The sequence below is a fragment of the Kitasatospora sp. Root107 genome, assembly GCF_001424875.1.
GTDB lineage: Bacteria > Actinomycetota > Actinomycetes > Streptomycetales > Streptomycetaceae > Kitasatospora.
Genome location: NZ_LMCT01000005.1, coordinates 52587 through 72391, shown reverse-complemented (window position 1 = coordinate 72391; position 19805 = coordinate 52587). Strand labels below are relative to the sequence as shown.

The following is a 19805-nucleotide window of genomic DNA, read 5'->3' as shown; positions in this document are numbered from 1 at the left end:
TCGAAGGCCGCCGATGACCCTCCGCCCCCGGCTGCTGGCCGTACCCGCCGTTCTCGTGCTCGCTCTCACGGCGGCCTGCTCCAACTCCTCCAGCAGTGGCAACGGCGGCGGCTCGGCCGCCCCGCTGACCGGCGACTGCGTCAAGTACCAGGCCTACGCGGGGCACTCCGGAACGACGGTGACGATGTTCGCCTCGATCCGCAGCCCCGAGTCGGACTCGCTGGAGAAGTCCTGGGCCGAGTTCAGTTCTTGTACGGGGATCAAGATCTCGTACGAGGGCTCGCCGGACTTCGAGTCGCAGATCCAGGTCCGGGTGACCGGCGGAAACGCGCCCGACCTGGCGATCATCCCGCAGCCCGGCGTGCTGGCCCAGATGGTGAAGACCGGCAAGGTGGTGAAGCCGCCGGCCCAGACCGAGGCCAACCAGGCCAAGTGGAGCCCGATCTGGAAGACCTACGGGTCGGTGAACGGGACCTTCTACGCGGCGCCGATGAGCGCCAACATGAAGTCGCTGGTCTGGTACTCGCCGAAGGCCTTCAAGGCGGCCGGCTACGAGGTGCCGAAGACCTGGGCCGAGCTGATGACGCTGAGCGGGAAAATCGCCGCCTCGGGCTCCACCAAGCCCTGGTGCGGCGGCATCGGCTCCGGCACCGCGACCGGCTGGCCCGCGACCGACTGGCTGGAGGAGGTCGTGCTCGGCACCCACGGTGGCGAGGTCTACGACCAGTGGGTGAGCCACCAGGTGAAGTTCGGTGACCCGAAGATCGCCGCGGCGATGCAGACGGTGGCGGGCTGGATGCAGAACCCGGCCTGGGTGAACGGCGGCATCGGCGACGTGAAGTCGATCGCCACCACCACCTTCCAGGACGCCGGGGCGCCGATCCTGACCGACAAGTGCGCGATGCTCCAGCAGGCCTCGTTCTACGCGGCGCAGTGGCCCAAGGGCACCAAGATCGGGGCGGACGGCGACATCTTCGCCTTCCAGTTCCCGGCGGTGAACCCCTCGGTGGGCAACCCGGTCGAGGGCGGTGGCGAGTTCGTGGCGGCCTTCGCGGGCCGTCCCGAGGTGCAGGCGGTGCAGAACTACCTGTCCAGCTCGGAGTGGGCGAGCAGCCGGGTCAAGGTCTCCAGCGGCTGGGTCTCCGCCAACCAGGGCGTGGACAAGAGCCTCTACACCGACCCGATCGACAAGCTCTCGGCGGCCGCGCTGACCGACCCGGCCGCGACCTTCCGGTTCGACGCCTCCGACCTGATGCCCGCCGCCGTCGGCGCGGGTGCCGAGTGGAAGGCACTGACCGCCTGGTTCGCCGAGGGACAGGCCATCCCGAAGGTGGCGGCTGACATCGATGCGGCCTGGCCGCAGCAGTGAGCGCCTTGCCCGGCAGGGATTGCCCCGTCGCGCCGCCCGGCACGCACTCTCGCCGCACCGGCCAAAGGCCCAAGTAGCTCCGCTACGAGGACCTCCGGCCGGCACGCCGAGAGCACGCACCGAACGACGCTCCTTCCGGACAATCCCCACCGGGCAAGGCGCCGGCCGCCACGGGCGGCGCGGGTCCACCCGCCCGTGCCGCCCCAACTCCATTGCCGGGAAGGACATCTGAATGCCTGCCACCCTGCACGTGGTCGCCTCCGCCGGGCCGCTGGCCGCGTCCGCCTGGACCGACGCCGGGATCAAGCTCGGCAACAGCCTGGGCGCGATCGCCGGGTTCCTGGGCATCCTGCTGCTGATCTTCTTCGCGGCGGGCCGGGCCACCGGCCGGTTCGCCAAGCCGCTCGCGGTGCTGGTGATGCTCGGCCCGGCCATCCTGCTGCTGCTGGTCGGCCTGGTCGCGCCGCTGGTCCGGACGGTCTTCCTGAGCTTCTACAACGCCGACAGCGACCGCTCGGTGGGCCTGCGCAACTACGACTGGGCGTTCACCACCGACTCGATCCACACGGTGCTGCTGAACACCGCGCTCTGGCTGGTGGTTGCGCCGCTCACCGCGACCGGCCTCGGCCTGGCGCTGGCGCTGCTGGTGGAGCGGATGCGCTGGCAGGGGCTGTACAAGTCGCTGATCTTCCTGCCGATGGCGGTCTCGCTGGTCGGCGCCGGGATCATCTGGAAGTTCGTCTACGAGTCCCGCGGCGCGGGCCAGCCGCAGATCGGCCTGCTCAGCCAACTGGCCGTCAGCCTGGGCTGGGAGGACCCGCCGAACTGGATCCTCAGCCAGCCGCTGAACAACTTCCTGCTGATCGCGGTGATGGTCTGGGTGCAGACCGGCTTCGCCATGGTGGTGCTCTCGGCCGCGATCAAGGCGATCCCGGACGAGGTGACCGAGGCGGCCCGGCTGGACGGCGCGCGCGGCATGCGGCTGTTCTGGTTCATCACGGTGCCGATGATCCGCACCACCGTGGTGGTGGTGCTGACCACCGTCATGATCACCACGCTGAAGGCCTTCGACATCGTCCGCACCATGACCGGCGGCAACTTCGGCACCCAGGTGCTGGCCAACGAGATGTACGCGCAGTCCTTCACCCAGTTCGACGTGGGCCGGGGGAGCACCCTCGCGGTGATCCTCTTCCTCGCGGTGCTGCCGCTGGTGGCCTACAACATCGTCCAGCTGCGCAAGGAGCGTGAGACCCGATGAAGGGATCCACCGCCGTCCGACGGTCCTTCAGTGGACCGCTCGGCTCGCTGTTCGTGATCGTGGTGACGGTGCTCTGGACCATCCCCACCTTCGGTCTGCTGGCCACCTCGCTGCGGCCCAAGCAGGAGGTGGCGACCACGGGTTGGTGGGAGGTGTTCACCCACCCCGAGCTGATCCTGTCCAACTACCACACGGTGCTGTTCGAGGGCGGCTTCGGCGTCAGCGCCGGGATGATGCCGTTCCTGGTCAACTCGCTGGCGATCAGCGTGCCGGCCACCGTCTTCCCGCTGGTGATCGCGGCGATGGCGGCGTACGCGCTGGCCTGGGTGCGGTTCAGGGGCAGCGACACGGTCTTCTTCGTGATCTTCGCGCTGCAGGTGGTGCCGCTGCAGATGGCGCTGATCCCGCTGCTCCAGCTGTTCTCCGGCGGGGCCCACCTGGGCGGGCTGACCATCATCCCGGCGGTGGACCTGAGCGGGACGTACGCGCCGGTCTGGCTCGCGCACACGATGTTCGCGCTGCCGCTGGCCACCTTCCTGCTGCACAACTTCATCTCGCAGCTGCCGCGTGACCTGATGGAGGCGGCGATCATGGACGGCGCCTCGCACTTCAAGATCTTCCGGTCCATCGTGCTGCCGCTCTGCACCCCGGCGCTGGCCTCGTTCGCGATCTTCGAGTTCCTCTGGGTCTGGAACGACCTGCTGGTCGCACTGACCTTCGCGGGCGGCACCCCCGAGGTGGCGCCGATGACCGTCCGGCTGGCCCAGCTCTCCGGTTCGTTCGGCGGCCGCTGGGAGCTGCTGACGGCCGGGGCCTTCCTGTCGCTGATCATCCCGCTGATCGTCTTCTTCGCGCTCCAGCGCTACTTCGTCCGAGGACTGCTGGCCGGCTCCGTCAAGGGCTGACCTGTCATGCCCCGGGAATGTGAGGGTTCTGCGTACGTGGGCTCCCCCCAAGCTGTACACCGGTAACGGCATTCCGCCAGAGATGCGGTTATCAGACACTTGGGGTGGGTGTGGGGTACAGGGAAAGACTCTCGGGCTTTTTGGTGGCGCTGCTCGCGGCGACGGCGCTGAGCGCCGGACCGGCGAGCGCGGCCGAGACGGCCAAGCTGGGCAACACCACGATCGGCACCACCACCGACTCCGGCGACTCCAACCACCTCAACGCCTCCCGGTTCGTCACCGGTGCCAAGGGGGGCCAGGTCAGCAGCGTCAGCGCGTACGTCGGCCCGGTCGGGACGGCGCCCAACAACCAGTACCAGCTGGCGGTCTACCAGGACGCCAGCGGCAAGCCCGGCGCCCTGCTGGCCAACAGCGCGGCCGGCGCGCTGACCGCGAACAGCTGGAACACCCTGCCCGTCGCGGCCACCCTGGCCCCCAACACCGCGTACTGGCTGGCCTACAACAGCAACGGCAGCAGCCCGGCCGTCAACAACCTGAAGTACAACGGCGGCGGCAAGGGCGTGTACAGCAACGCCGGTACGCCGTACGGCAGCTGGCCCGCGAGCTTCGGTGCCTCGACCACCACCTCGCTGGAGTTCTCGATCTACGCGACCTACACCCCGACCGGTGGCGGTACCGTCACCCCGGGGACCGGGCCCGGCGGGTCGGGTCCGGTGCTGCTGGTCACCACTGCGGCCAACCCGTACAGCAAGTACCTGGCCGAGATCCTCAAGGCCGAGGGGCTGAACCACTACCAGCTGGTCGATCTCTCGCAGGTCACCCCGGCGCTGCTGGCCCAGCACGACCTGGTGCTGCTCGGCGAGACCGCGCTGACGGACGGTCAGGTCACCGTGCTGACCGACTGGACCAACGGCGGCGGACGGCTGGTCGCGATGCGGCCGGACAAGAAGCTCGCCCCGCTGCTCGGCCTGACCGCCACGGCGGGCACCCAGTCCGACGCCTACCTGCGGATCGACACCTCGGCCGCCCCCGGGGCGGGGCTGACCGGGGAGACCATCGGCTTCCACGGCACTGCCGACCGGTACACGCTGAACGGCGCGACCGCGGTCGCCACGCTGTACAGCGACGCCTCCACGGCGACCGCCAACCCGGCGGTCTCGGTCCGCGCGGCCGGCTCGGGCCAGGCCGCCGCCTTCACCTTCGACCTGGCCAGGTCGGTGGTGCAGACCCGGCAGGGCAACGCGGCCTGGGCCGGGCAGCAGCGCGACGGTACCGACGGCTACGAGGCCAGCGAGATGTTCTTCGGCCTGAGCGGGCAGTCGAACTGGAACAACCTGGACAAGGCGCTGATCCCGATCGCCGACGAGCAGCAGCGGCTGCTGGCCAACCTGGTCACCAGGATGAACCTGGCGAAGACCCCGCTGCCGCGGTTCTGGTACTTCCCGCGGGACGTCAAGGCGGTGGTGGTGATGACCGGTGACGACCACGGCGTCGGCGGCACCTCGGGCCGCTGGGACTACTACATCTCGCAGAGCCCGCCCGGCTGCGTGGCGGCCGACTGGCAGTGCGTGCGCGGCTCCTCGTACCTGTACACCGGCGGCCCGATGACCCCCGCGCAGGCGCAGGCCTACTCGGACGAGGGCTTCGAGGTGGGCGTGCACATCACCACCGACTGCCGCCCCTGGGGCACCGCGGCGAACCTGCAGTCCATGTACGCGAGCCAGTTGAGCGCCTGGAAGACCAAGTACCCGGCGCTGCCCACGCCTTCGGGCAGCCGGACGCACTGCGTGGAGTGGGACGACTGGGCCACCCAGGCGAAGACCAAGCTGGCCAACGGCATCCGGCTGGACCACGACTACTACTTCTACCCGTCCTCCTTCGTGCAGAACCGGCCCGGCTACTTCAACGGCACCGGGATGCCGATGAGGTTCGCCGACACCGACGGCAGCCTGATCGACGTCTACCAGGCGACCACCCAGCTGACCGACGAGTCCGGCCAGTCCTACCCGGGCACGGTCAACACCCTGCTGAACGCCGCCTACGGCCCGCAGGGCTACTACGCCGCGCTGACCGCCAACATCCACACCGACTTCGCCGCCTCCCAGACCTCCGACCAGGTGATCGCTGCGGCCAAGGCCAAGGGCGTGCCGGTGGTGTCGGGACGCCAGCTGCTGACCTGGCTGGACGGGCGTAACGGCTCGGCCTTCACCGAGCTGGCCTGGAGCGGCAGTTCGCTCACCTTCGAGATCACCGGCGGCACGAGCGGGCTGCGCGCGATGCTGCCCGTGCAGTCCGCCACCGGGACGCTGACCGGGGTCAGCCGGGGCGGCCAGTCGCTGCCGTACCGGGTGGAGACCGTCAAGGGCGTCGCCTACGCGTTCTTCGACGGAGCGGTCGGCAGCTACACCGCGAGCTACGGCCAGGACACCACCGCGCCCACCGTGACCGGGACTTCGCCGGTGGCCGGCGCGCCTGCCGCACCGGCCGGGAACCCGGTCCGGTTCTCGTTCAGCGAGCCGCTGGACGGGGCCACGGTGAACGGCGCGGCCGTCACCCTGCGGCCCACCGCCGGGGGAGCGGCGGTGGCGGGCACGGTCTCGTACGACTCGACCACCAGCGGGGTGGTCTTCACCCCGGCGGCGGCGCTGGCGCTGACCACCGGGTACACGGCGACCGTGCAGGGCGTCCGCGATGTGGCGGGCAACCAGCTGGCCGCGCCGTACGTCCTCACCTTCAGCACGGCAGGTCCGCCGCCGCTGACCATCGGCAACAGCGAGATCGGCACCCAGATCGACGACACCGACTTCAACCACCTGAACGGCAGCCGGATCGTCACCGGCGCCGCCCCGGTGACGCTGAATCAGCTGAGCGTGCACGTCGGCGCGGTCAGCCCGGCACCGAACAACCAGTACCAGCTGGCGGTCTACACCGACGCGGGCGGTGCGCCCGGCACCCTGGTGACCACCACGGCGGCGGGGGCGCTGACCGCCAACGCCTGGAACGCGCTGCCGGTGAACGTGACGCTGACCGCCGGGACCACGTACTGGCTGGTCTACAACACCAACGGCACCGGCGCGACGGTGAACAACATGCACTTCAGCACCGGCGTGTACGGCGACGGGGCGTACCAGGGCGCGGCGGTGCCGTTCGGGACCTGGCCGAGCAGCTTCGGTACGGCGACCAAGACGGTGCTGTCGTACTCGCTGTTCGGGTCCTACTGATCCGTCAGGTTCTGTCACAGCTCTGCGACAAGGAGGTCGCAGGGATGTTTTGAACCTGTTCAGAAGTGGCGTTCGGCCCCTAGGGTCACGAGCGGCGCGGCTTCCCCGTCCGGAACCGCGCTGCTCGTCGAACTCTGAGGGAGCGTCATGTCCAGTCCTTCCGTGCCCGGTCCGCCGATACCGGGGCCTGCTGCCGGTGCCCGCACCGGGGCGAAGCCCGGTCCGGCTGCCGGTCCGGCCGGCGGTCCGGCCGGTCCCTGGCGGCCGCCGGTGGCGCCGCCCAAGCCCGCCTGGGTGACCGCGACCGAGCCCCGGGTGCCTGCCACCCCCGGGCTGCGCGTGCTCGGCGCGGCGGCGGGCGTCGGACTGCTCTCGGCGACCCTGCTGATCGGCGCCGCCGGGCCCGGCCGTGGACGGTGCTGTGGGTGCTGGTCGCGCTGGTCCTGGCCGCCGTCCCGGCGTTCACCGACGCTGGCTGGCCGACCTTCCTGGCCCTCACCGCCGCGCTCGGGGTCGCCTCGTTGGCCCTGCACGGCGGGACCCGGTGGGCCGGCGTGCTGCTCGGGCCGCTCGGGATCTGGTCGCACTTCCCGCGTTCGCTGCCCTGGGCGGTCGGAGCGCTGCGTGGCCAGTCGTACCCGGCCAGGGCGAAGGTGCTGCCGGTACTGAAGGCGGTGCTGGTCGCGGCGGTGCTGCTGGGGGTCTTCGGCGCGCTGTTCGCCAGCGCCGACGCGGCCGTGGCCGACCTGCTCGACGGGCTGACCCCGAGCACCGACCTCGGCAAGCTGACGCCCCGGATCGTGCTCTTCGTGATCGGCCTGGTGGTCGCACTCGGCGCCGCCCACACCGCCGCCGCCCCGCGCCGCTGGGACCGACTGCCCGTCAAGCCCGGCCGGGAGCGCGGCCGGACGGAGTGGGCCGTCCCGATGGTCGCGCTCAACCTGCTGTTCGGCGCCTTCGTGGCGATCCAGGCCGTGGTGTTCTTCGGCGGCTACGAGGCCGTCATGAGCAAGCCCGGGCTGATCCCCGCCGAGTACGCCAGGCAGGGCTTCTGGCAGCTGCTCTGGGTCACCGTGCTCACCCTGGTCGTGGTCGCCCTCGCCCAGCACTGGGCGCCCCGGAGCACTCCCGCCGACCGGCTGCTGTCGAAGAGCCTGATCGGCCTGCTCTGCGCACTGACCCTGGTGGTGGTGGCCTCCGCGTACTACCGGATGCAGCGCTACGTGGAGACCTTCGGTCTGACCCGGCTGCGGATCTCGGTCACCGCCGTCGAGGTCTGGCTCGGCGTCGTGCTGCTGCTGGTGCTGGTCGGCGTCCTGCTGGGGGCCCGGCGCTGCCTGCCCCGCGCGGTGGTGCTGAGCGCGGTGGTCGGGGTCGCGGTCTTCGGGCTGATCCGCCCGGACGCGCTGATCGCCGAGCAGAACGTGGCCCGCTCCGAGCACGGCACCATCGACGTCGACTACCTGAGAGATCTCTCCGCCGACGCGGCGCCCGCCCTGGACCGACTGACGGGCGACCGGCGCACCTGCGCCCTCCAGCGGATCTCCGCATCGCTGGCCGGCTCGGACCGGTCCTGGTACGTGACCAGCCTGGCCGAGGCCCGGGCGGCCGAGATCCTGCGGGACCGGCCGGTCCTGATGGACCGGGGCGAGGCCTGCGCCCGGGTCCGGGGCCACTAGGGACCGGCGGAGCCGAGGACTTGGCGGTCGCGGGCGTGCCGGGGGGCACGTCCGCGACCGTCGGGACAGCCATGGGGGTTGTCGTAGGCTGAAGGCGTCAGACCTTCGCAGCCGGAATGGACCCCCGATGCCGTACGAGCCACCCACCCACTCGGTAGAGCGCTCGCTGCGCCGGGCGGGGGCGCAGGTGGTGGTCGGCCTCGACGAGGTCGGCCGGGGCGCCTGGGCCGGACCGGTCACGGTGGGTGCGGCGGTGACCGGGCTGCGCAAGGCGCCGGACGGGCTGACGGACTCCAAGCTGCTGACCGAGAAGCGCCGGACCGAGCTGGCCCCGGTGCTGGCCGACTGGGTCACCGCGTACGCGCTCGGCCACGCCTCGCCGGAGGAGTGCGACGAGCTGGGGATGACGGCCGCGCTGCGGCTGGCCGCGACCCGAGCCCTGGAAGCCCTGCCGGTCCGCCCGGACGCGGTGATCCTGGACGGCAAGCACGACTACCTCGGTGGCCCCTGGCGGGTCCGGACCGTGATCAAGGGCGACCAGTCCTGCATCTGCGTCTCGGCCGCCTCGGTGCTCGCCAAGGTGAAGCGCGACGCGATGATGGCCGAAATCGGCCTGGACCACCCGGAGTTCGGCTTCGCCGACAACGCGGGCTACCCCTCGCCGGTGCACCGCGCGGCACTGGAGGAGTACGGCCCGACCGGGCAGCACCGGCTCTCCTGGTCCTACCTGGACGCGCTGCCGAGGTGGAGCCACCTGAAGCGCAGCCGGTTCGACGAACCGGCCGGCGAGCAGCTCTCGTTGGGCTTCTGACTCTCACTCCGACCTCGACCCGGACCCCGACTCGGGCCGCAGGCCCCCGCGTTGGCCCGGTGTTCGCCCGGTGTTCGGACCTGCGGTGACCGTTCGGGGTCCAATGATTGCCGGTCGGTTCCAACTGGTGGGGCGCCCGTGCGCATTCGACCGGCATTTGATAGACATCGGGCATGCCTGTCTTCCCCGAGGAGCCGGAGATTCACGAGAGTATCCCGGGCCCCGGCGTTCCCTTTCCGCGAGAGTCGGACGCACGAGCCCCCCGCACACCTGTCCCCGCCGGAGCCGCCCGCCCGGTGCCGGGCCCGCGTCCGGCCGCACCCCGGCCGGGGCCCCGCCCCGGACCGCCGCCCGCCCGACGACCCGGCACCCCGGTCCAGTTGGTGCCCTCGACCACGCGCGGCGCGGTCGACCGGGCCGACGACACCGTCGACCGGCTACTGGAGTCCGGCCGCCGCCCCGGCACCGTCCTGGTCCTGACGGTCGGTGAGCCGCACCCCTGGCAGCAGCACGAGATCGGCTTCGGCGAGGAGCGCTACTGGGCGCAGCTCACCGACGGCGGCGACGTCTTCTACGCGGACGCCGCCGCGACCCGTACGGTCGGCCGCGAGGTGGTGGTGCTGGTGGTCAACTCCCCGGTGCCTGCCGACCGGTTGGCCAAGGCCGCCCGGGCCGCGCACGCGCTGGCCACGGAGCTGCTGATGGTCTGCGGCGACGTCGACACGGTGGCGCCGCTGTTCCCGGGCGCCGGCACGCCGGTCCCGGCCTGACCGACCCACTGTGGCGACCCCGGCAGGGGTCGCCACAGTCCTGGGCCTCAGGTCTCAACTCCCGGTGGCTCAGCCGATGGTGATCCGGAGGAGCTTGTCCGCTCCGTCGGCCGCCCCGCCGTTGTTGTCGGCGTTGGTGGTGGTCAGCCAGAGCTGGTCCGCGCCGGGCACCTTGCTGACCGTGCGCAGCCGGCCGTAGGTGCCGACGTAGTAGGAGGTCGGCGTACCGACGGTCTCGGTGTCGCCGTTGATCGGGATCCGCCACATCCGTTCGCCGCGCAGCGCCGCCATGTAGACCACGTTGCGGACGATCGCGATCCCGCTGGGGGAGGCGACGTTGACCGCCCAGCTGGCCTTCGGGTTGGTCATCCCGGCGGTGCTGCAGGTGCCTTCGCAGGTCGGCCAGCCGTAGTTGGCGCCGGGCTTGATCAGGTTGAGCTCGTCGTACGTGGCGTTGCCGAACTCCGCCTCCCAGAGCCGCCCGTTGCGGTCGAAGGCCAGGCCCTGCGGGTTGCGGTGGCCGTAGCTGTAGACGTAGTTGTTGAACGGGTTGCCGGGGGCCGGCTTGCCCTCGGTGGTGAGTCGCAGGATCTTGCCGTTCAGCGAGTTCTTGTTCTGCGCGTTGGCCGAGGTCTGGGCATCCCCGGTGGTGGCGTACAGGTACCCGTCGGGGCCGAACGCCAGCCGCCCGCCGTTGTGGTAGCGGTTCTTCTGGATGCCCTGGAGCAGCACGGTGTAGCCGCTGAGCGTCGTGCCGTCGTAGTTCATCCGGACGATCCGGTTGCCCTCACTGGCGGTGTGCATGAAGTAGACCCGGTGGTTGGTCGACCAGTCGGGGTCGACGGCGACCCCGAGCAGCCCGCCCTCGCCGTCGGTGGTGACGGCGTTGGGGACGGTGCCGACCTGGGTACGGACCCCGGCCAGGGTGGTCCTGAAGACCTTGAAGCTGTCCCGCTCGGTCACCAGTGAGGTCTTGCCGTCGGGCATCCAGTACACGCCCCAGGGGATGGTCCACCCGCTGGAGAGGGTGGTGGGCGATCCGGGCACACCGCCGTCGGCCGAGCAGGCGCCGGTGGTGAACGACACCGCCGCGGACGGCGTCGAGTAGCCGCCCGCGGTGTCCTGGGCCACCACGGTGAGGGCGAACGGTGCGTCACAGGCCAGGCCGGTGACCACCGTCGAGGTGGCGGGAGGCGTGCCGGTCACGGTCTTCACCACGGCGCTGCCGCTGCGGATCTCGTACGCCACGACGCCCTTGTCGTCGGTCGAGGCGGCCCAGGTCAGCGTGGCGCCGGTGGAGTTGACGGCCGAGACGGTCGGCGTGCCGGGCCGGCTGGGCGGCGGGTCGGTGCCGGCCAGGGTGGTGCAGTCGACCGGGGTGCTGGCTGCCGAGGCGTTGCCGGAGGCGTCCCGCGCGATCACCGTGAGGTTGTAGGTGGTGCTCGGGGTGAGGCCGGTCAGCTGCTTGGCGGTGGTGTCGCCGGGCGCTTCGCCGATCTTGTTGCCGTGCTCGTAGATGTCGTAGGCACTGACGCCGACAGTGTCGGTCGAGGCACCCCAGGACAGCGTGAGGCTGTTCGCCCCGACAGCCGAACAGCTGGGCGCCCCGGGCCTGCTGGGCGCACTGGTGTCGGCGCCGGTGCCGACCTGGAGCCGGTCCAGGTTGGGCCCGCCGTTGGCGGTGGTCGCGGTGGCGCGGACCTTGTTGGTCCCGGCGAGGAGGGCGGCGTTGACGGTCTTGGTGGCCCAGGTGTCCCAGCTCGCGGTGGGCGGGAAGCCGACCCCGGCGGCGACCACGGTGCCGTTCACCGCGATGTCCATCGGCCGGTCGGCCGTCCCGGCGTTGGCGTACCGGAAGGCGAGCGCGGCGCTGCCCGCCGTGGCGGCGCTGACCGTGAACTCGACGTAGCTGCCCGCGATGTTGGTGTAGTCGACGAAGCCGGTGCCGGTGTAGCCGGTGTGGTTGGTGGCCACCGCGGCCTGGCCGGTCGCTGCGTCCTCGGCCTGGTAGTCGGTGGTCGGGGCGGTGATGTCGAGGTCGAGGGCGTCGAGGTTGGGCAGGCCGGTCGCACTGGTCGAGGTGAGCCGGATCTTGTTGGCCCCCGCGTTGACCTGGGCGGTGACGGTGGAGGTGGCCCAGTCGTCCCACGTCCCGGTGGAGGGGAAGGAGCGGGCCGCCGAGACCACCGTGCCGTTCACGGTCAGATCGCCCGGGCGGTCCAGCGTGGTGCCGTTGGCGTACCGGATCGCGATCGCCGCGGTGCCCGCCGTGGCGGCGTTCACCGTGAACTCGACCCAACTACCCGCTACGTTGTCGCCGTTGACGAACCCGGTACCCGAGTACCCCGTGTGGTTGGCCTCCACCACGCCGAGCGAGACGGCCGCGTTCTCGGCCTCGTACCGGGTCGGAGCGGCCGAGGCGGTCGGTACGGTGACCGCCCCGACCAGCAGAGCTGCGACGGCCAGGCCGCCGACTGCCTTGAATGGACGCATGGTTGCTCGCTTCTTGGGTCTGGTGCGGGGGAAGTGCCGGGCGTTGCGCCGGACTTGAGGGCACCGTTCAGAATCGAGCCGTGAGCGCGAGGGGTCAAGGGCTTTGGTTAGGAAAGTTTCCGATCTGTCTGGCGGGTCAACTCGGCGTGACGGGTTGAGCCTTGAGCTGGACTCGGCTCGGCGTAGTGGTCGTCTCCCGGGGCGGGGTGTGACGTCCGGTCAGCCCGTGGCGAACCGGTGCAGGGGGCGGACCGGTGCGACCCGGGCAGGCTGGCCCGTCTGCTCGGGCTGGGGTCGCGGCGGACGCGGGGCCAGCTCGGTGACGGTGTGCACCGGGCCGTCGGCCCAGGAGCCCGAGTGCGGGTTGCGCCCGCTGCGGCCGTCCCCGAGCGACTGCCAGCCGCTGGCCGTCAGGGCGATGTACGAGCCGCAGCGCAGCCCGTGCAGCGCGGCCGCGTCCCGCAGGGCCCACATCCACGCGCCGTCCTGCCGGGTCCAGCCTGCCGCGCCGTCACGGCAGCGCAGCAGCACCGCCGTCCGCTTCGGCTGCGCCAGCCGGAGGTCGTGCGGGGTGACCTGGCGCAGGTGGGTGAGGATCTCGTGCCGGTGCTGCCAGCCGTCCTCGCTGGGCTGGCGGGCGGCGAACGAGGCGGAGGCGGTGACCTGGTGCAGCGCGTCCAGCACCGCGACCACCGTGGTGCCCGGCTGCGGGAGGTGCCGTTGGTGCAGCTCGGCGACGAACTCGCGCGGGTCGCGCAGCAGGGGGATGTCGGAGCTGGTCCAGCTCTCCAGGTCGAGAATGCGTCTTCCGGAGAACCGGTGTCGGTCGCTGCCGCTGATCACGATCCTCCTTCCCGGCCGCCGCCCCTGGTGTGCGAGGGCGCGCGGGTGTCTGCGTACGCCGAAGGCCGGGTCCGTCGGACCGGGCTCTGGGTACCTCCCAATTCTCAGCTCAGATGAGGGCGACGGCAACGATGAAATGACGAACGCCGCCCGAATGCCGATGGTCTGCCGGATATATTCCACCGCAAGCTGACTGCCATTCGGCTGACGGAGGGTCGGATCTGTCAGGTCGGCCTGGCCCGGTGCTCAGGCCCGGGTGGTCAGGCCCGGGTCCTCAGGCCTGGACGGCGAGGGTGAGCGGGAGCACCGGACCGGCGCCGGCCTGGCGGAGCAGCCGGGCCGCCACGGTGACCGTCCAGCCGGAGTCGACCAGGTCGTCGACCAGCAGCACCGGGCCGGGGGCGGCGGCGATCGCCTCCTGCAGCGCGGGTGGCACCAGCAGGGTGCCCGCCAGCGAGTGCAGCCGCTGGGCGCTGTTGCTCCGGGCACCGCGTGGCGGCTGGCCGCCCACGTACTCCAGCTGCCCGAGCAGCGGGAGCCGGCCGACCTCGGCGAGCCGGGCGCCGAGGCTGCCGACCAGCTGCGGTCGGCGGGCCGAGGCCATCGTGACCACGCCGACCGGGCGGGCCGACCGCTTGCCCTCGGCGTCCGCAGGACCGGCCCAGCCGCCCGGGCCGCGCGCCCAGTCGGCCAGCACGGTCACCATCGCGTCCAGCACCTCGGCCGGGACCGGGGTGTCCGGTGCGTCGTCGGCGAGCAGGGCGCGCAGCCGGGTGCCCCAGCCGATGTCGGAGAGCCGCCCGAGCGCCCGGCCGGTCTCGGCCTGCTCGCCCGCCGGGATCCGGCCCTTGAGCGGGACGCCGATCGCCTCCATGCCGGTCGGCCAGAGCCGCCGCGGCTCGAAACTGACACCGGGTCGGCCGAGTGCGGCCCGGGCCGCCGAGTCGGCCTCCGCCGAGATCTCGGCGGACGGCCGGGTGCCGGCGCAGTTGTCGCACCGCCCGCACGGGGCGGCCTGCTCGTCGTCCAGCTGGCGGCGGAGGAACTCCATCCGGCAGCCGGTGGTGGCGGCGTACTCGCGCATCGCCCGCTGCTCGGCCTCCCGGGACTCGGCCACCTTGGCGTAGCGCGCCGCGTCGTACTCCCAGGGCTGCCCCGTCGCCGTCCAGCCGCCGCGCACCCGGCGGACCGCGCCGTCCACGTCGAGCACCTTGAGCATGGTCTCCAGCCGGGCCCGGCGGAGGTCGACCCTCGGCTCCAGCGCGGCGGTGGAGAGCGGCCGGCCGGCCTCGGCGAGCGCCGCGAGCGTCCGCCTGACCTGCTCCTCGGCGGGGAAGCCGAGCGAGGCGAAGTACCGCCAGATCGCCTCGTCCTCGCGGCCGGGCAGCAGCAGCACCTCGGCCCGGTCCACCCCGCGGCCGGCGCGGCCGACCTGCTGGTAGTACGCGATCGGGGAGCCCGGCGAGCCGAGGTGCACCACGAAACCGAGGTCGGGCTTGTCGAAGCCCATGCCGAGCGCGGAGGTGGCGACCAGGGCCTTCACCCGATTCGCCAGCAGGTCGGCCTCGGCGGTGCGGCGCTCGGCGTCCTCGGTGCGGCCGGAGTAGGACGCGACCGGGTAGCCGCGCTCGCGGAGGAAGGCGGTCACCTCGTCGGCGGCGGCCACCGTGAGGGTGTAGATGATGCCGGAGCCGGGCAGCTCGGCGAGGTGGTCGGCGAGCCAGGCCAGCCGCTGCGCCGGGTCGGGCAGCTGGAGCACGCTCAGGCTCAGGCTCTCCCGGTCCAGCGGGCCGCGCAGGACCAGTGCGTTGCTGTCAGCGTGGTCGCCCGATCCGGAACCGGTGCCGAGCTGGTCGGCCACGTCGGCGGTGACCCGGGCATTGGCGGTCGCGGTGGTGGCCAGCACCGGGACGCCGGGGGAGAGCTCGGCCAGCATGGTGCGCAGGCGGCGGTAGTCGGGGCGGAAGTCGTGGCCCCAGTCGGAGATGCAGTGCGCCTCGTCGACCACCAGCAGACCGGTGGAGGCGGCAAGCTTCGGCAGCACCTGGTCACGGAAGTCGGGGTTGTTCAGCCGCTCGGGGCTGACCAGCAGCACGTCCACCCGGCCGGCTGCCACCTCGGCCTGGATCTCGTCCCACTCCTCGGGGTTGGCCGAGTTGATGGTGCGGGCCTGGATGCCCGCCTTGGCGGCGGAGTCCACCTGATTGCGCATCAGGGCGAGCAGTGGCGAGACGATCACCGTGGGGCCGGCGCCCCGGGCCCGGAGCAGGGCGGTGGAGATGAAGTAGACGGCGGACTTGCCCCACCCGGTGCGCTGCACCACCAGGGCCCGGCGGTGGTCGACCACCAGGGCCTCGATGGCCCGCCACTGGTCCTCCCGCAGCACGGCGGCCGGGCCGGCCAGCTCACGGAGCACGGCCTCGGCCTGCGCCCGGACGGCGGCGCGGTCGGGGGTGGGGGCGGGGTGGTGCAGCGGCTGGGTCATGGCTCATGGATACAGGCTGGGGACGACAGACGGCGAACTCCGCCCGAGGGACGGCGCAGCCGGTTGGTCATTAGATCATCTGAATGGGTGTCATTTGTCAGCATCTGTACCGATATTGCGGTTGCTCCGAACGGGTGTACTGATGCTGGACCCCCTCAGTTGTCCACAGGCGCCGGGCGCTCTCCAGGCGGGGCACCGGTGCGGCGGGACCCTTCTCGACATGAACGGCAACGAGGAACACCTGATCCAGTCCGTCACCGGCCCGCTCTCCGGGCAGGTCCCGCTCCAGATGCGCGGCCCGGCCGACATGGCCGAGATGCTGCCCTACCTGCTCGGCTTCTTCCCCGACGACAGTGTGGTCGCCGTCGGTCTGCAGGGGCCGATGCTCCAGCAGGGCGGGGTCATCCGGCTCGACATCCCCACCGATCCGGCCGACTGGCCGTCGGTCGCGGCCGACACGGCCCGGCTGCTCGTCACACTCTCCGGGCAGCGGGACAGGCCGCCCGAGCAGGTGCTGCTCTACCTCTGCCGGGATGCGGCGGAGCCGGCCGCCGGGGTCGGGAGCGAGCCCGGGAGCGGGCCGGGAAGCGGGCCCGGCGGTGGGCCCGGCAGTGGCGGGCCGGTCGACGGCCCCGGGGTGCTGGCCGGGCTCAGGCCGCTGGCGGAGCAGCTGGCCCAGGCGTTCCGGGCCGCCGGGGTGCTGGTGAAGGAGTCCCTGCTGGTCTCGGACGGGCGCTGGTGGTCCTTCCTGTGCGGCGGCGAGAGCTGCTGCGACCCGGCCGGCGTGCCGATCCGCTCCGTCCGGCTGCCCAGCCCGATCGCCGCGGCCGCCGCTTTCGCCGGGGTGGCACCGCGCGGCAGCCGGAAGGCGATCGCCGCCGGGCTGATCCCGGTCGGGCCGCCGGAGGACGCGCAGGTCCGGGAGGCGATCGGCCGGGCCGGGCCGCAGCTGATCCACGAGCTCTCCGGCCCAGGCGGCCGGCTGGCGACGCTGGAGCGGACGGGCGTCCTGCTCGCCGAGGTGCTGGCCGAGTTCGGCACCGGCGCCTGCGAGCTCGACCGGGTCCGCACCGCGCGCCTGCTGGTCGGCCTGCAGGACAAGCTGGCCCGCGACCGCGCGGCCGAGTACGCCGAGCCGGACGAGCTCATCCCGGCCCAGCGGCTGTGGCGCTACCTCGCCCGGCAGTGCGTCCCGCCGTTCGAGCACTACGCGGCACCCCCGCTCACCCTGCTGGCCTGGACGTCCTGGCTGGCGGGGGACACCGCGACGGCCCGGGTGGTGCTGTCCCGGGTGCTCGACCTGGACCAGGGGTACACGCTGGCCCAACTGCTCTACGAGTCCCTCAACGGCGGCCTGCACCCGAGCGAGCTGCACGACCGGGTCCGCCAGGAGCGCCGGGCCCGCGAGCAGCTGGCGGACCTCCGGCCGACGGACGTGGCGGTGCCACCGGACGACCCCGGGCCGTCGGCCATGCCGCCCCCGCCCGGGCCCCCGACCGTACCGACGCAGCGTCAGCACCCCCCGGCACCGCCGGGCGGCTCGGCCGGTCCGGCCGACCAGCCCGACCGGTCGGGTCAGCCCGGCCGACCGCGGGTGCCCCGCCAGGCCGGTGACCCTGGGCGGTCCGGCCGGCCGTCCTCGTCCCGGCAGAGCCGCCGGAAGGCCCGCCGCTCGGGCCGGAGAGCGGGCGGTGGCGGCGGCCCGGCCTACGACCTCCCGGAGGAGGCGGGCCCGTTCACCGTCCGGGTGGCCAGGCGGGCCCACCGTCCGCACCGGGCCCACCGGGCCAGGCGGGCCCGATGACGGGCCCTCCGGGGCAGATCCCCAGGGCCTCGCCAGTGCTAGGGCCTGATCCGACGCCAACGGTCAGACAGGCCCTAGATCTCGCCGCGCGCCATCCGGATCAGCCGGTCGAGGACGGCACCGCCGCTGACCCGCAGCCCGTCGTGCTCCCACTCGTTGGTGACCCAGACCCGCATGCCCTGGACGGCGTCCGCGGTGGCCAGCGAGTCCGTGGTGTCGACGTACATGTCGTCGTGGTAGACCGCTGCCAGCACCGGGACTTGGTTGCTCGCCAGTCGCTCCGGGGAGTACAGGTCCGGCCAGTCGGTCCGCTCCGCGAGCAGCTGGGCGGTCTCCCGCAGCGACCGCAGCGCAGGGTCGTTCTCGAACAGCGCGGGGTAGATCATCTCCCCGGTGAGCAGCACCGCCCGTCCCTCCCGTACCGCCGCCTCGGCGTCGAACTCGGGGAAGTCCTTGCGCACGCGCTCCGCCGCCCACTCGGTCCCGGCCGGGTCCACCGACCGCTGGCCGTAGATGGATTCGTGCAGCACCGCGTACAGCGGCCCCTGGGCGAAGGAGAGTTGGGCCTGCACCCCGGCCAGGAAGGTGTCGGAGAGCTCCGGCCCGGCGGGGCCCTCGACCCAGGCGTCCTCCAGCAGGTAGTGCAGCACGTGCGAGCCGCTCCCGGTGCCGAGCAGCATGCCGAGCCCCTGGAACGCCTGCACGGTCAGCAGGCCGCCGTCCGGCAGCTCGGCCGGCCGCTCCAACAGGTGCGCGGCGATCCGCTGAACAGCCGTCACATCGTCCGGGTAGCGGGCGTAGTGGCCCGCGTTCTTCCGGGCCACCCGGGGGTAGGCGGCCCGGTAGACGTCCTCGGCCGAGCTGCGCAGGCCCGGCAGACCGCCGGTCACGAAGGCCTCGCGCACGCCCTCGGGGGCGATCGAGAGGTAGCTGAGGATGCAGAAGCCGCCGAAGCTCTGGCCGAGCAGGCTCCAGCGGCCGGTTTCCCCGAGCAGCCGACGGCGGATCAGTTCCGCGTCCCGGACGATCGAGTCGGCCCGGAAGTGCGCCAGGTAGTCGGCCTGCTGCCGGGGGTCGCCCCGACGGGCCAGGGTCTGCCGGGTGGCGGGGGTGGACCGGCCGGTGCCGCGCTGGTCGAGCAGCAGCACCCGGTAGTCGTCCAGGGCCCGGACGAGCCAGCCGTCCCGACCGATCGGGCGGTTCGCCCTGCCCCCGGGGCCGCCCTGCAGGAAGAGCAGCCAGGGCAGGTCGTCACCCTCCCGGTCGGAGGCGACCACCTCCCGGGCGTACACCTCGATCTGCTCGCCCTCCGGGGCCTGGTGGTCGAGCGGCAGGTGGAAGAGGTGGTCGGTGGTGACAATCCCGGGCAGCCGGCTGGCGGTGGACATACAACTCCTCGGTACACGCTGGTCACAGGCGCTGAGCGGCGGCCGCCCACGGTGTTCCCGGTGCGCCCGCCGCCGCCACCGCACCGTATCCTGGCGCGGGCGAAGCAGCCGTCGGGACGGGATCCGGTCGGGGCACTCCGGCCGCGAACGACACGGGGGAGCCGTTGCCGACCGCCGCTGACGGGGGCCGTTCGAGGCAGTGCGACAACTGGTGCGACAGGCGATCGGCCTGCCGATGACAGCCGGATCGGCGTGACCTGGGGGAGGTGCGGTGCGTTCAACCTGCGGGGCATATGCGCCGGCCGCCCGAACGACGTCCGGGCGGCGAGTGTCCGGGCGTCGGAGCAGCGCGGCTCACGACGCGACCGGCCCGTCCGACCGGCGCCGCACCACGGGTGTGGGCCCGGTCCCATGCTCTACGAGCGGTCCGACCACCGCTCCGATCCAGCCGTACCCGCCCCTGACCGACCACGAGCCCGGCCGACCGGCAACCCAGCCGTCGACCGGCCGAAGAAGGAGAGCCTGGTGACCGACCCAAGGCCGCCCCGGGACACGCCGCCCCCCACCGGGTCTGCCGCACCGTCAGGTCCCGCCGGGCCCGCTCCGTACCCCGCCCCCGGCGCCGGTCCCGCCGGCTTCGGCCCCACCGGCGCCGTGCCGCCAGTACCTGCCTGGTCCGGCGCCCCGTCGGCGCCACCGGCCCCGCCGCACTCCGTACCCCACCCCGCCGTTCACCCCGCAGCCCAGTCCGCACCCGCGCGCCCGCCGTACGCACCACC

12 protein-coding genes are annotated in these 19805 nt (G+C 72.6%); 8 read left to right on the top strand and 4 right to left on the bottom strand.

Annotation, left to right across the window (positions count from 1 at the left end):
- The first annotated feature begins 13 nt into the window (after positions 1-13).
- The 7 genes from ASC99_RS06740 to ASC99_RS42040 all read left to right on the top strand — a co-directional run bounded on the left by ASC99_RS06740 (position 14) and on the right by ASC99_RS42040 (position 10013).
- A complete protein-coding gene (locus tag ASC99_RS06740; protein WP_057229368.1) occupies positions 14-1369 on the top strand; it encodes an ABC transporter substrate-binding protein in 1356 nt (451 codons plus the stop codon).
- 232 nt (positions 1370-1601) lie between these two features.
- A complete protein-coding gene (locus tag ASC99_RS06735; RefSeq protein WP_057229366.1) occupies positions 1602-2627 on the top strand; it encodes a carbohydrate ABC transporter permease in 1026 nt (341 codons plus the stop codon).
- The gene (locus tag ASC99_RS06730) at positions 2624-3532 is read left to right on the top strand and encodes a carbohydrate ABC transporter permease (protein WP_057229364.1); all 909 of its coding nucleotides are present in this window, start codon (positions 2624-2626) and stop codon (positions 3530-3532) included. The genes ASC99_RS06735 and ASC99_RS06730 overlap by 4 nt, the downstream gene beginning before the upstream one ends.
- Before the next feature lie 143 nt (positions 3533-3675).
- On the top strand, positions 3676-6753 hold the full coding sequence (locus ASC99_RS06725; RefSeq protein WP_057229362.1) for an Ig-like domain-containing protein: 3078 nt from the start codon (positions 3676-3678) through the stop codon (positions 6751-6753).
- A gap of 425 nt (positions 6754-7178) precedes the next feature.
- The gene (locus ASC99_RS06720) at positions 7179-8432 is read left to right on the top strand and encodes a DUF4153 domain-containing protein (RefSeq protein ID WP_057241064.1); all 1254 of its coding nucleotides are present in this window, start codon (positions 7179-7181) and stop codon (positions 8430-8432) included.
- Positions 8433-8559: 127 nt separating this feature from the next.
- Positions 8560-9243: a ribonuclease HII gene (locus ASC99_RS06715; RefSeq protein WP_057229359.1), complete on the top strand. Its 684-nt coding sequence runs from the start codon at positions 8560-8562 to the stop codon at positions 9241-9243.
- Between the two features lie 383 nt (positions 9244-9626).
- Positions 9627-10013 (top strand): hypothetical protein, encoded by a 387-nt coding sequence (locus ASC99_RS42040; protein ID WP_157531402.1) that lies wholly within the window; start codon positions 9627-9629, stop codon positions 10011-10013.
- Positions 10014-10082: 69 nt separating this feature from the next.
- On the opposite strand, the gene ASC99_RS06705 is transcribed toward ASC99_RS42040, so the two are convergent.
- The 3 genes from ASC99_RS06705 to ASC99_RS06695 all read right to left on the bottom strand — a co-directional run bounded on the left by ASC99_RS06705 (position 10083) and on the right by ASC99_RS06695 (position 15834).
- Positions 10083-12506: a PQQ-dependent sugar dehydrogenase gene (locus tag ASC99_RS06705; protein ID WP_082598129.1), complete on the bottom strand. Its 2424-nt coding sequence runs from the start codon at positions 12504-12506 to the stop codon at positions 10083-10085.
- A gap of 219 nt (positions 12507-12725) precedes the next feature.
- Positions 12726-13349, bottom strand: coding sequence for a hypothetical protein (locus ASC99_RS06700; RefSeq protein ID WP_063857004.1), 624 nt, complete (start codon positions 13347-13349; stop codon positions 12726-12728).
- Positions 13350-13623: 274 nt separating this feature from the next.
- Positions 13624-15834, bottom strand: coding sequence for a DEAD/DEAH box helicase (locus ASC99_RS06695; protein WP_057229354.1), 2211 nt, complete (start codon positions 15832-15834; stop codon positions 13624-13626).
- A 220-nt stretch (positions 15835-16054) separates the two neighbouring features.
- Here ASC99_RS06695 and ASC99_RS06690 point away from each other — a divergent pair, with 220 nt between their 5' ends.
- On the top strand, positions 16055-17638 hold the full coding sequence (locus ASC99_RS06690; protein ID WP_057229353.1) for a DUF4192 domain-containing protein: 1584 nt from the start codon (positions 16055-16057) through the stop codon (positions 17636-17638).
- A 74-nt stretch (positions 17639-17712) separates the two neighbouring features.
- On the opposite strand, the gene ASC99_RS06685 is transcribed toward ASC99_RS06690, so the two are convergent.
- Positions 17713-19026, bottom strand: coding sequence for an alpha/beta fold hydrolase (locus ASC99_RS06685; RefSeq protein WP_057229350.1), 1314 nt, complete (start codon positions 19024-19026; stop codon positions 17713-17715).
- Between the last annotated feature and the right edge of the window lie 779 nt (positions 19027-19805).